Origin of the sequence: Citrobacter sp. wls757 (genome assembly GCF_005280935.1) — a bacterium.
Lineage (GTDB): Bacteria > Pseudomonadota > Gammaproteobacteria > Enterobacterales > Enterobacteriaceae > Citrobacter > Citrobacter portucalensis.
The window spans coordinates 89357-102224 of sequence record NZ_SZWU01000060.1 but is presented as its reverse complement, the minus strand read 5'-3'; the positions used below and the strand labels follow the sequence as shown (position 1 = coordinate 102224).

The following is a 12868-nucleotide window of genomic DNA, read 5'->3' as shown; positions in this document are numbered from 1 at the left end:
GCACATTGTGCGCCATTTTTTTTGCTCTGAATTCCTCTTCCCTGTTATTGCGTAGCGCGCACCTCAGCATCTCCTCCCGGCACGCCATTTTGCGCAGACTTCACTTCTGGCCCATTGCTCGCGACCGATGCTTGCCCGGCAGTGACGGTGACCGGATAACCTGCGCGACGATACAACGCCCTTTCTACCAGACTGTTATCCACCGCTTTATTGTCTTTAAACTGGGTAAAACCGGCTGGCAGCACATACGGCATGGTCTGGACGTTTTGTTCCTCTTCCGGCGACAGCGGTCGATGCACTTCGACATACCTCATGCCGTTCGGCTCAATCGAATATTTTATCGGCTCATTAATCACCCTGACCGGCGTGCCTGTGCGGACCTGAGCAAACAGTGCTTTAATGTCCGGCGCGTTCATGCGAATACAACCAGAACTCACACGCAGGCCTACGCTGTCCGGCGCGCTGGTGCCATGGATCAGATACTCACCGTTTCCATGCGCCAGACGCAGTGCAAAGCGTCCTAACGGGTTATTTGGCCCGGCAGGTACAACAGGCGGTAATGTGATGCCGCGCTCCAGAGAGCGTTTACGGATGCCTGGTGTAGGGGTCCAGGTAGGATTCGGGATTTTCTGCCCAACCCGGGTTTCCATTACCGGCGTTTCCAGCCCCTGCAAACCAATACCAATTGGGAATACCTGAACAATATTCTCTCCTGGCGGGAAGTAATACAGACGCAGTTCCGCCAGATTCACAATAATGCCTTCGCGTGGAGCATCCGGCAGCAGTAATTGTGAGGGAATAGTAATCAGGGTTCCGGGTTTAGGTATGGGGGCAATAGTATTGTTGGCTTCAAGGATCAGCATGGCAGCGGTATCAAACTTACGGGCTATCGCCTGTAGGTTTTTATCGCCTTCCTGCACGGTGTAGGTTTGGTTTTGCCCAACAAGGCGGCTGTTCGCCTGGGGCAAAGGATAATCGACCGCCCATGCGGCCTGAATAGCGCTGTAAGCGCCGATTAGCATTAACGTAATAACAGACGCGCGTTTCATACTCACTCACCCCCCTGGCGTTCTTGCCGGACGGCGGCGAGCGCCCAATCCGGCTTAAGAGTCACTGCGTTGCCTTACACGAACGCTTTCAAGTCGGCCTGAAAGTTAACGTGTTTTATCAGTTTAGCTAAGAGTTGCGGCTTTGGCGCGAATAGCCCGAATCATCGCCTCCAGCCCTTGTGAACGAGACGGTGTGAGGTGCTGTGCGAGCGCCATTTTTTCAAACCACGGACGCACATCAAAATTCACAATATCCTGGGCCGTCATGCGATCATACAAAATGAATACCACGGCAATAAGTCCTTTCACAATTGCCGCATCACTGTCGCCCTGTAATTCAATAATCCCTTCGCCATTCTGGTTCATAACAATCCATACCTGACTTTGACATCCCTGGATGCTATTTTCCGGGCAGCGTAAGTCGTCGTTTAATTCCGGCAAACGCTGACCCAGCTCAATAATGTACAGGTATTTCTCTTCCCAATTAGCGCAACGCAGAAAATTACGCAACAACTTTTCTTTATCCGGTAGCGCAGCCATAACGCCTCCCTGTTAGCCCAGTAAGTGATGAATACGCTTGAGGCCCGTTACCAGGCGATCCACTTCTTCATGGGTGTTGTACATTGCAATCGACGCCCGGCACATAGCAGGAACGTTATAGTAGGCCATCAGCGGCATAGCGCAGTGATGCCCCGTCCGCACGGCTATTCCATAGTTATCAAGAAAACTGCCGACGTCAAAGGCGTGATGTTTACCAAGGTTAAATGCAATCACACCCAGGCGGTTATCCGGTCCGTAGAGTGTCAAATCCGGCACATCCGCCAGCTGCTCCAACGCATAGCGCATTATGAACTGTTCATATTCACTGATTTCAGTAAGCCCCAGTGCTGAAACATACTCAATAGCCGCGCCGAGTCCGATAATACCTCCGGTGTTTGGCGTTCCGGCTTCAAAACGCCAGGGGGCTTTAGCCCACGTTGTTCCCTGACTCAAACTCACCGTCGCAATCATTGAACCACCGCCTTCCCAGGGTGGCATCTCCTGCAACAGCGACTCTCTGGCATACAGAACGCCAATACCGGTTGGTCCATAAAGTTTATGCCCGGAGAAAACATAAAAATCGCAATCCAGTGCCTGGACATCCACCTGATGATGCATCACCGCCTGCGCGCCATCCACCAACACTTTTGCGCCGTATTGATGCGCCAGCTCAATCATTTCCGATAACGGGTTCTCGGTACCCAACACGTTAGAAACGTGGGTAATCGCCAGCAGTTGCGTACGATCGTCAAACAGCGTCGGCAGCGTCTCCAGCTGCAACGTACCATCGGCATTGAGCGGAATAACGCGCAGCTCTGCCCCTACGCGGGCACACAGCATCTGCCAGGGCACAATATTGGCGTGGTGCTCCATTTCGCTGATTATAATGTTATCGCCCGCTCGCACATTGCTGCTGCCCCAGCTGTTCGCCACCAGATTGATGCCTTCCGTCGTACCACGAACAAACACCAGCTCTTCCGCTGAGCGGGCGTTAATAAACAACGAGGCAAGCTTGCGCACATTTTCCATTTTTTCCGTGGCCTGGGCGCTCAGCGTATGAATACCGCGGTGGACCGCCGCATAGCCGTGACGATAAAACTCGGCCTCGGCATCAATCACCTGATTGGGTTTTTGCGCGCTGGCAGCGCTGTCCAGATACGCCAACGGTAAACCGTTCACTTCACGCGTCAGGACCGGAAAGTCTGCCCGTACTTTTTCAATGGGAAATGTCATGCTGCGCCTCCCGGCAAGCGTTGGGCGATCCGCGCCAGTACCTGTTGTTTCAGCGTTTCATCGCCCAGGGCTTCCGTCAGCTCAGCGGCAAACGCATAGAGAATCATGTGTTGAGCATCCTGCTGGCCGATCCCTCGCGAACACAGATAGAACATCTGTTCGTCGTCGATCCGTCCTACCGTCGCCCCGTGGCTGCATTTCACATCATCGGCGTAAATTTCGAGCTGTGGCTTGGTATCCACCTCCGCCAGCTTTCCGAGCAACAAATTATTGTTGGTCATCTGACCGTCGGTTTTGATGGCGTGCTGGGCGACGTTGATCAGACCATTGAAGACCGCTCGTCCCTTATCGCTGACAATCGTTTTATGCAGCTGGCGACTGTTGCAATACCCTTTGTTGTGCTCAAGCCAGGTCCGTGTATCACAGACTTCATTTTTCACCGGCATCGCCAGACTGTTCAGCCGAAGCGTGGTGTTTTCACCGTTAAGCTGCGTACTGGTGTTATGACGCAATACCGCATCACCAAGCAAGAAGCTGTGGCTAACGGCAGTAGCATCCGCGCCCAATTGAATGTCATTATGCGCGAAGTGGTGACTAAACGGATTTTCGAACGCCAGTTTGATATGGCGCAAATGGGCGTTTGCCGCGACGTTCATCGTTAAGCGTGCGCCGGTGAAATGGCGACGCTCGCTGAGGCTGGCATAGTGTTCAATAACGGTGGCTTCTGCGCCTTCCGCTAGCTCCAGATGGTGGCGATAGTGCGCCGTATTCACCTCATCGCCCGCCAGCCCCTGGGTTATGTGCAGCAGCAGCAGCGGTTTCGCGGGGCGCTGGTTACGCTTCACCTGAATGTGCGTTACGCTACGAGACAGGCTTTCGGTAAGGTGCAAAAACACTTCCGGTTGGATAGCCGCTGGCAGCGCCTGGCGCGCATCGTCAATGGTAATGTCAAAACCGCTACCGTCTGTACTGTCGCTGAGCGTCGGAGAGAATTGCCCGTCAACAAACACCAGTCGTACAGCATCAATTGTCGGCGACAACGCTGCACATTGGGCTGACGTTATCTCAGCGACATGACTGACAAACTGGCTGTTGGTTAATCCCTCCAGCGGCGTGTATTTCCAGTCCTCATGCTTCCGCGTTGGCAGCCCCAGACGCAGCATCTGTTGCAAGTGCTGCTGCGCATGGTGTGAGCGTGTCTCCCCTTGCGTCTCAAACAGATGGTGCCACTGTTGCAGCACGTTACTGCTGTTCGCTAAGCCAGCCATAACCTTGCTCCTCCAGTTGTTTGACCAGCGTAAAATCGCCGGACTTCACAATTCGCCCCTGATAGAGAACGTGAACAAAATCGGGTTTGATATAGTCCAGGATGCGCTGATAGTGAGTGACGATAATGAATGAGCGTTTCCCGTCACGCAGCGAGTTCACGCCATCCGCAACGATTTTCAGCGCATCAATATCCAGCCCGGAGTCTGACTCATCAAGAATGCACAACTGAGGCTCCAGCACGGCCATTTGCAGAATGTCATTACGCTTTTTCTCACCGCCGGAGAAACCGACGTTTACTGAGCGCGTGAGCAAATCTTCCGGCATCTTCAGCAGCGCTATTTTCTCTTCCATCAGATCCTGGAAGTCGAATCGATCCAGCGACTCTTCGCCACGGTAACTTCGCACCGCATTCAGCGCCGTTTGCAGGAAAAACTGGTTACTGACGCCAGGGATTTCCACCGGATACTGGAATGCCATGAAGATCCCTTCACCGGCCCGGTCTTCCGGCGACAGTTCCAGTAAATCTTTGCCGTTGAACTCTACCGTCCCGCCAGTGACGTCGTAGTCTTCCCGCCCAGCAAGAGTTGCAGAAAGCGTACTTTTCCCCGAACCGTTTGGTCCCATAATGGCGTGAACTTCTCCGGGGCGAACCTCAAGGCTCAACCCACGCAGGATCGCCTTATCTTCCACACTGACCTGTAAATCTTTGATGCTTAACATGTGCTTTCCTTAAAATTTAACCGACGCTATGCTCAAGACTTATGGCGAGAAGTTTTTGCGCTTCCACGGCAAACTCCAGCGGCAGTTCAGAGAACACGTCTTTACAGAAACCATTCACGATCATCGAAATGGCATCCTCTTCACTGATGCCGCGCTGCAGGCAGTAAAACAACTGGTCTTCACCAATACGCGACGTGGTGGCTTCATGTTCAAGCTGGGCGCTATTGTTACGACACTCCACATACGGGAAGGTGTGTGCCCCACAATCCGCACCGATCAACATCGAGTCGCATTGGGTATAGTTGCGGGCGTTAGTAGCGGTCGGCATGATTTTCACTAGGCCGCGATAACTGTTCTGGCTGTGTCCGGCGGAGATCCCTTTCGAGATAATGGTCGATTTGGTGTTTTTGCCAATGTGGATCATTTTGGTGCCGGTATCGGCCTGCTGATGTCCACTGGTCAGCGCGACGGAGTAGAATTCGCCGATCGAGTTGTCGCCACGCAAAATGCAGCTTGGGTATTTCCAGGTAATGGCCGAGCCGGTTTCCGACTGCGTCCACGACATTTTGCTGTTTTCGCCTTCGCAGAGTGCGCGCTTGGTGACGAAATTCAAAATACCGCCCGTATTGCCATCGCCGGGAAACCAGTTTTGCACCGTGGAGTATTTCACTTCGGCATCTTTGTGGATGATGACTTCCACCACCGCCGCGTGTAGTTGGTAACTGTCGCGCACCGGGGCTGAACAGCCTTCGATATAGCTGACGTAGCTGCCCTCGTCCGCAACCAGAATGGTGCGTTCAAACTGTCCGGTTTTTTCCGCATTGATACGGAAATAGGTCGACAGCTCCATTGGGCAACGTACGCCTTTCGGTACATAAATAAACGTGCCGTCAGATGCCACCGCCGCATTCAGCGCGGCAAAGAAATTGTCATTGCCGGGGACAACCGTGCCCAGGTACTGTTTTACCAGCTCAGGATGATCGTGAATGGCCTCACCGAACGAACAGAAAATAATGCCCTGTTCCGCCAGTTTGTCGCGATAGGTGGTCGCTACCGATACCGAGTCGAAAATGGCATCAACCGCAACTTCTTTGCCCTCACGTACCGGCACGCCAAGCTGTTCGAATGCGTCCTCAACCTCTTTGCTTAAAAATGCATTCGCGCCCGTTTGCTGTACCGCTCCCGGTTCAGACGCACAGGTTTCATCGCAGTTACCGCAGGAAGGTGCGGAGTAATAGCTGTACTCCTGATAATTCAGTTTGTCGTAATGCGCTTTAAGCCAGTGTGGTTCTTCCATGGTCAGCCACGCTTTAAAGGCATTCAGGCGAAATTCCAGCATCCAGTCGGGTTCATTTCGTTTTGCCGAAATCGCGCGCACGACATCTTCATTGATCCCTTTTGCCAGCTCATCGGTTTGCAGTTGGGTGAAGAAGCCCTCTTTGTAATTAAGGTGCCCGCCAGCCCAGGTGTTGACATCGTCAGTTGCTTCAGTATTACGAGACATAGTACCGCCTATACCCCAAAACTTTCGCCACAGCCGCATTCGTTCTGGGCTTTCGGGTTATGAAATTTAAATAACTGGTTTAATCCTTCGCGAACGAAATCGACTTCTGTGCCGTCAATGAACGGCATCGCCTGCAACGGCACATAAAGTCTGGCGCCCTCCGTTTCAAACAGCAGATCGTCTTTTTCGGGTTGGCGGACGGTATCCAGCACGTAACCGAATCCCGCGCACCCTGTTTGCTTCACGCCTAAACGCACACCCAACATGTCAGGTTGCTTTGCCACCAGTTCACGGATATGCGCCGCAGCCGCTGGCGTTAACGTCAGCCCACGCCAGGCAAAATCGTCCGGGTTAAATGTTCCTGAATGCAATTCCATAGAGTTACCTCGAGTCACTAGCTTTTAAGCTATAACACCATGTTAGTGATAATGATTATCACTTCAACCCCTCAACAGCAGGGGCATTCGGGTTAATCGCCCTTTTTGACTACTTTTACTAAGCATAGACCCTGCAGCGAGGGTTTACAGGGATGGATTATTTTGTTCAATGCATTGATTAATAATGGATTATGAAAATCCAATCGTTCAGTCAGGTCAAATGACAAAAGATGTATAGAAAATGTCTATTTAAGGGATAGGTGGGGATGAAGGTAGGGAAAAACAATTCAAATAATAAACAAACAACAAAAAACCCTTAAGTCTGCTTGTTGGCAGGCTTAAGGGTTCCGGCCCCATCCGGCGCTTATCTCCGGCACTCATATTGGCTTAGCTCTTGAAGGGGCGATAAGAAGAATCTCATACACCGATTAGTTTTTTTTAACACTAATTGCGGTTTGACTCTTTTATAAACGCGTTCAATCACATATTTAACGCTGTGCCTCACTGAGCGTGTCCAGCAGCAGGCGTAGCCCTGCGGGTTGATGTTCACGCGAAAGGTATAAACCATAAATCGGCAGGCACTTAGGTTGAAGTTCTGGCAGTAATCGAATTAGCTTTCCCTGCGCCAGCCCTTCCTGCGCCTCCAGCTCTGGCACCAACGCGATCCCCATTCCAGCCACCGCCGACTCGCAGAGCAGCGAAGAGATCCCTGCACTCAAATTCCCTTTGATTGCAACGGAGACAGGCTGCCCCTGAGGATCCAAAAAGTGCCAGGATTGTCCGGCAAAACCGCTGTAGTACAGGCAATTGTGCCGTGTGAGATCGTCGATTGTCTCAGGCGTGCCATGTTGATGCAGATAATCTGCAGACGCGCAAAGAACCGATTTACAGTCGCCCAACCGACGGGCAATAGTCCCTGGCTCTGGATTATCCGTTATGCGGATCGCCACATCGATGCGTTCCCCCACAAGGCTTACCGGTTGATTATTGATCTCCACCTCAATACGTAATTGCGGATATTGCGCCATAAACGTCGGCAGAACCGGAGCAAGAATATGCATCGCGGTAAAATGGGCGCAGGCTACACGTAGCGTGCCGGAGGGAATTTGCGCGGCACTGGCGGCACCAATATCCAGCGAAAGTTGCGCCAGAGAACGTGTTTTCACTAATGCATCTTCACCCGCTGGCGTGATCGTCAAGCGACGCGATGAGCGATGGATAAGCCTTGCGCCTGCCCATTTTTCCATCTCGTCGAGATAACGACTGACCATCGGACGGGAAAGCCCCAACGCACGCGCGGCTGCGCTCAGGCTACCCAAATCACAGATATGGTTGAATACCGTTGCCGCCATCACTCTGTCCATTGTTCCCATCCGATCGTTTTATGAAACTCAGCATGTCCTAATGAGGGAATTCTAACAGATCCGAATATCCTTAAAATACGGGAACTATCAAAAGACAATTTCCTGCACAAGGTTACCTATCATGAAAGTTAAAACTCTGGCCCTGCTGTTACCTCTGTTTGCATCTTCAGCTTTCGCCGCGCCGCTACAGCTGGACGTCTATAATCCACAGGATAAGGCTATTTTCCCGGTTTCTTCGACGCTGGTGTCTGGCCCAAAAGAGGCGATTTTGTTTGACGCCCAGTTCAGTACCAAAGACGGTGAACAACTGGTGCAAATGATTCGCGCCAGCGGTAAAACGCTGAAGGCTATTGTGATCACCTCCGGCGATCCAGATTTCTATTTTGGTCTGGAGCCCATCGTTAAGGCCTTCCCACAGGTAAAAGTCCTGGCAACGCCGCAGGTGGTAGACCATATCCGCGCCACCAAAGAGGCCAAGCTGCAGTTCTGGGGCCCGCAAATGAAGGATGGCGCACCAACATCGCTCACCGTTCCGCAGGCGACTACGCAAACGCAGTTCACGGTTGATGGCGAAACGCTGGAACTGCGTCACACCAACGATTATGCAGCGTATATCTGGATCCCGGCGAATCGGGCCATTATTGGCGGCACAGGCGTGGCTTCAGGTATTCACGTCTGGACGGCGGATACACAGTCTGAACAACAACGTAGTGCATGGCGTAGCGTACTGAGCGAAATGCAGGGCTTACAGCCCACTCAGGTGGTCCCGGGTCATTACATTGGCGACCGCCCAACCGGTAATAAAGCTATTCGCTTCACCCAGGACTATTTGCAGTCGTTTGAGCAGGCGCTAGGGGCGAAAAAAGGATCGGATTATGTGATTAAAACCATGACGGCAGCATGGCCAGGCCTTGCAGACGTAAGCTCGCTGGAACTAAGTGCGAAGGTTAATAGCGGCGAGATGAAGTGGTAATGAAGATTTAAGGCAAAAAATAACCCCGAACGCGTGTCGGGGTTTCGTTACGATAAGCATACCGGAATCAATGAACGCCCATGCGCCAGGCAAAATAGATCTCTTCTTTCAGTTCAGTGGAAGAGAGCGCCAACAGATCTGCAAACTCCAGCTCAAGCTGTTTCAGCCTTTTCAGGTACTGAGCCGGTGAAAGATCGGTTTTATCACGACGTAAAAATTCTATTGCCAGTTGGGCAGGGTCTAATTGGGTAGACATATCATCCTCGCTTGTGTTCAAAACCTGCACAGTATAACACCATTCCCTGTGCAGATAATGACCAAAAGCAATATGCATCACAAAATTGCGGTCGTCAGACGCGACGTGCAGCACAATCGACCCTGCTCATCGAAGATTTCTATTTGCCACACCTGGTGACGAGAACCTGTATGTAACGCGCGACATACGCCCCTGACGAGCCCTTCCCGTGCAGAACGGATATGGTTGGCGTTGATCTCCAGGCCCACCACTTTCTGCTCACCCTGAGTACACAAGTAGCCAGCTACCGAACCAATGCTTTCCGCCAGCACCACGGATGCGCCGCCGTGTAACAATCCAAAGGGTTGTTTGGTGCGATGGTCCACTGGCATCGTAGCTTCCAGCGTATCGTCGCCAATGTGCACAAAACGAATATCGAGCAACCCAACCATATTTCCTTCACCCATGGCATTAAGCGCCTCGAGTGTGACTTCACGTTTCCAGATCATCCTATAATCTCCAGCAGTGCCTGTAATGGGTGGCGAACGCCCGTACCTTCAACGCGTTTAACCTGGCTGCGACAGGAGTACCCTGTAGCCAGACAACGGTTACGTGGCAATCGTTGCATTGCCTGGTGCCATGATAACTCATAGATACCCAATGAGTTTTGGTGATTCTTCACTTCGTGACCGTAAGTGCCAGCCATACCACAGCACCCCACGCTGACGTTCTCCAGCTTTGCGCCAAAGCGAGCAAAAATAGCCGCCCATTGTGCAGGCGCGCCCGGTAAAGCCGTCACTTCGGTACAGTGGCCAAAGAAGTACCACGGTTCACCGCCAACAGCGACTGACTGCTGTGTTTCCACAGCTTTTGATAACCATTCGTTGGCCAGCAGTACATGGAAATCACCCCGCTGTTCTCCCAGCACCAGCTTGTATTCATCGCGATAACAAAGCACCAGCGCCGGATCAACACCCACCATCGGAATATTCAGCTTCGCTACCCGGTTAAGAAACTCGGATGTCTTTTTCGCCGTTTTGGCAAAACGGTTTAAAAAGCCTTTAATGTGCTGCGCCTTGCCATTTGGCGAAAACGGCAGCAGTACCGGCTGCATACCCAGTTTTTCTACCAGACGTATAAAATCAGCGACCACCTGCGCATCGTAATAGCTGGTGAAAGGGTCCTGCACCACCAGCACCGTACGGGCTTTTTGCTCGAGGCTGAGTAATTCGAGCTGTTCCAGCGTCATATTGGCGGAACGATGCCCCACAAGTTGGCGTTGCAGCGACGGCGCAGACAATAGCGGTAAATCAACCATTCCAATGTGCTTTTTAGCCAGATTTCGCACCAGCGGCTGATTGATGAAGAAGTTAAACGTTTTAGGCGCCCGCGCCATTAGCGGTGCATAGCTCTCAACGGTCGCCACCATATGATCGCGCAACGGGCGCAGATAACGCGTGTGGTACAGTTGCAGGAAGCGTGAGCGGAACTCCGGCACATCAATTTTAATCGGACACTGTGTGGAACAGGCTTTACACGCCAGGCACCCTGACATCGCCTCTTTTACTTCGTGCGAGAAATCGTATTCGCCCTTGCGCGCATGCCAGCTGTTGCGGGTACGGGTAATCAGCGTGCGTAAACTGGCGCGTTTCTCCGGTAGCTCTTTTTCTAGTTGCACAGGATCGATCCCGCGATCGGCCAACAGACGCAGCCACTCACGTACCAGCGTAGCTCGCCCTTTCGGAGAATGGATACGGTTAAGGCTGATTTTCATCGACGGACACATGGGGCTTTTCGCATCGAAGTTAAAGCATAACCCGTTGCCATTACACTCCATTGCCCCACGCCACTCCTGGCGTACGGCCAGCGGGATTTGACGGTCATACGTTCCGCGTTTCACCGCGTCCACTTTCATCATCGGCGCATCAACGTCTTCCGGTGGACAGATTTTGCCGGGGTTGAGCCGGTTTTGCGGATCAAACACCGATTTCACTTTGCGCAGTTCACGATACAGTTCATCACCGAAAAACGCCGGACTGTATTCCGCACGGAAACCTTTCCCGTGCTCACCCCACAACAGACCGCCATATTTTGCCGTCAGCGCGACGACATCATCAGAAATGCGTTTCATCAGCACTTCCTGCTGCGGGTCGCACATATCCAAAGCCGGCCTGACGTGCAGCACGCCAGCATCCACGTGGCCGAACATGCCGTAACTCAGGCCATGGCTGTCGAGCAGCGCGCGAAACTCGGCAATATAGTCAGCCAGATGCTCCGGAGGAACGCAGGTATCCTCGGCGAACGGAATGGGCTTCGCGGAACCTTTTGCATTACCCAGCAGACCGACAGCCTTTTTGCGCATGGCGTAAATTCGTTCGACGCCCGCCAGTTCGGTACATAGCTGCCAGCCAATAACGCCCGCTTCCTGACGAGCGATTAACCCATCCAGACGTTCGCAGAGTGCGCTGACCTGCGAATTAATCAAGGTTTCGTCGTCACCGGCAAACTCGACAATATTCAGGCCCAGCATCTCTTTATCCGCGACATCGGTAATCAGTTCGCTTACCGAGTGCCAGACGATGTCTTCACGCGCCAGATTGAGTACTTTGGAATCGACGGTTTCTACCGACAATGCGCGCGCTTCCACCATCACCGGCGCGTTACGCAACGCCGAATCAAACGAATCGTACTTAACGTTAACCAACTGTCTGACTTTGGGCAGTGGCGTGATATCAAGGCGGGCTTCGGTGATAAACGCCAGCGTACCTTCAGAGCCGGTAAGAATGCGGGTTAAATCAAATTCGGTCATCTCATCGTTAAAGACGTGCCGCAGATCGTAACCCGTCAGGAAGCGATTAAGTTTCGGGAATTTATCCATGATCAGCTGTCGGTTATCACGACAACGCTCATAAACGGTCTTATAGATACGGCCAATCGTGGTATTGCTTTTACCCAGCATTTCGGCAAGCTCGACCAGCATGGGCTGGGTATCCAGAATATCACCGCCCATCAGCACCGCACGGATGCCCAACACATGATCGGAAGTTTTACCGTAAACCAACGATCCTTGCCCGGACGCATCGGTGTTGATCATCCCGCCGAGCGTTGCCCGGTTACTGGTGGATAACTCCGGGGCAAAGAAATAGCCATATGGCTTCAGAAACTGGTTAAGCTGGTCTTTTATCACCCCGGCTTCTACCCGCACCCAACCTTCTTGCGGGTTGATTTCAATAATCCGGCTCATATAGCGGGACATATCAACAATAATGCCCTGGTTCAGCGCCTGACCGTTGGTCCCGGTGCCGCCGCCGCGCGGGGTAAAAATCAACGACGAGAATAGCGGTTCTGCCGCCAGACGGGCGATTAACGCCACATCTGCGGTTGAACGAGGGAAAACGACAGCATCAGGAAGCAGCTGATAAATACTGTTATCCGTCGACATTGTCAGACGATCGGCATAGCTCGTTGCCGTATCACCCGTGAATCCTTGCTGCTCCAGCGCCTGCAAAAAATTGAGCACCAGCTGAACGACACCTGGCGCCTGAGAAATTTGTGGAATCATTATAGTGACCCTTTCCTGCGGTCTGTGTTGTGAATTTAATCG

General features: G+C 52.4%; 12 protein-coding genes. 1 reads left to right on the top strand and 11 read right to left on the bottom strand.

From position 1 onward, the window contains the following. Positions 1-44: 44 nt before the first annotated feature. The 8 genes from FDW94_RS15365 to FDW94_RS15330 form a co-directional block, all read right to left on the bottom strand. Positions 45-1049 (bottom strand): L,D-transpeptidase family protein, encoded by a 1005-nt coding sequence (locus FDW94_RS15365; RefSeq protein WP_137378023.1) that lies wholly within the window; start codon positions 1047-1049, stop codon positions 45-47. Between the two features lie 123 nt (positions 1050-1172). After that, the gene (sufE, locus tag FDW94_RS15360; protein WP_003832654.1) at positions 1173-1589 is read right to left on the bottom strand and encodes a cysteine desulfuration protein SufE; all 417 of its coding nucleotides are present in this window, start codon (positions 1587-1589) and stop codon (positions 1173-1175) included. Positions 1590-1601: 12 nt separating this feature from the next. Continuing rightward, complete coding sequence (gene sufS / locus FDW94_RS15355) at positions 1602-2822, bottom strand: cysteine desulfurase SufS (RefSeq protein WP_137377840.1); 1221 nt, start codon at positions 2820-2822, stop codon at positions 1602-1604. Further along, entirely contained in the window at positions 2819-4090 is a 1272-nt protein-coding gene (gene sufD, locus FDW94_RS15350) for a Fe-S cluster assembly protein SufD (RefSeq protein ID WP_137377839.1), read from the bottom strand. Before sufD ends, sufS begins: the two co-directional genes overlap by 4 nt. After that, on the bottom strand, positions 4065-4811 hold the full coding sequence (gene sufC, locus FDW94_RS15345; RefSeq protein ID WP_003832649.1) for a Fe-S cluster assembly ATPase SufC: 747 nt from the start codon (positions 4809-4811) through the stop codon (positions 4065-4067). The genes sufD and sufC overlap by 26 nt, the downstream gene beginning before the upstream one ends. A 16-nt stretch (positions 4812-4827) precedes the next feature. Beyond that, positions 4828-6315, bottom strand: a complete 1488-nt coding sequence (gene sufB, locus FDW94_RS15340) for a Fe-S cluster assembly protein SufB (protein ID WP_020996440.1) — start codon at positions 6313-6315, stop codon at positions 4828-4830. A gap of 8 nt (positions 6316-6323) precedes the next feature. Next, positions 6324-6692: a Fe-S cluster assembly scaffold SufA gene (gene sufA, locus FDW94_RS15335; RefSeq protein WP_003832645.1), complete on the bottom strand. Its 369-nt coding sequence runs from the start codon at positions 6690-6692 to the stop codon at positions 6324-6326. Positions 6693-7180: 488 nt separating this feature from the next. Continuing rightward, complete coding sequence (locus FDW94_RS15330) at positions 7181-8056, bottom strand: LysR family transcriptional regulator (RefSeq protein ID WP_071446901.1); 876 nt, start codon at positions 8054-8056, stop codon at positions 7181-7183. Positions 8057-8177: 121 nt separating this feature from the next. On the opposite strand from FDW94_RS15330, the gene FDW94_RS15325 reads away from it, so the two are divergent. After that, the gene (locus FDW94_RS15325) at positions 8178-9029 is read left to right on the top strand and encodes a Vmh family MBL fold metallo-hydrolase (protein ID WP_137377838.1); all 852 of its coding nucleotides are present in this window, start codon (positions 8178-8180) and stop codon (positions 9027-9029) included. A gap of 67 nt (positions 9030-9096) precedes the next feature. Here FDW94_RS15325 and FDW94_RS15320 read toward each other — a convergent pair whose 3' ends face one another. The 3 genes from FDW94_RS15320 to FDW94_RS15310 all read right to left on the bottom strand — a co-directional run bounded on the left by FDW94_RS15320 (position 9097) and on the right by FDW94_RS15310 (position 12826). Beyond that, a complete protein-coding gene (locus tag FDW94_RS15320; RefSeq protein ID WP_003030540.1) occupies positions 9097-9285 on the bottom strand; it encodes a YdiH family protein in 189 nt (62 codons plus the stop codon). 77 nt (positions 9286-9362) lie between these two features. Beyond that, positions 9363-9773 carry a 1,4-dihydroxy-2-naphthoyl-CoA hydrolase gene (gene menI, locus FDW94_RS15315; RefSeq protein ID WP_008784603.1) on the bottom strand — a complete coding sequence of 137 codons (411 nt, stop codon included), beginning with the start codon at positions 9771-9773 and terminating at the stop codon, positions 9363-9365. After that, the gene (locus FDW94_RS15310; protein WP_137377837.1) at positions 9770-12826 is read right to left on the bottom strand and encodes an FAD-binding and (Fe-S)-binding domain-containing protein; all 3057 of its coding nucleotides are present in this window, start codon (positions 12824-12826) and stop codon (positions 9770-9772) included. Before FDW94_RS15310 ends, menI begins: the two co-directional genes overlap by 4 nt. Positions 12827-12868 lie beyond the last annotated feature (42 nt).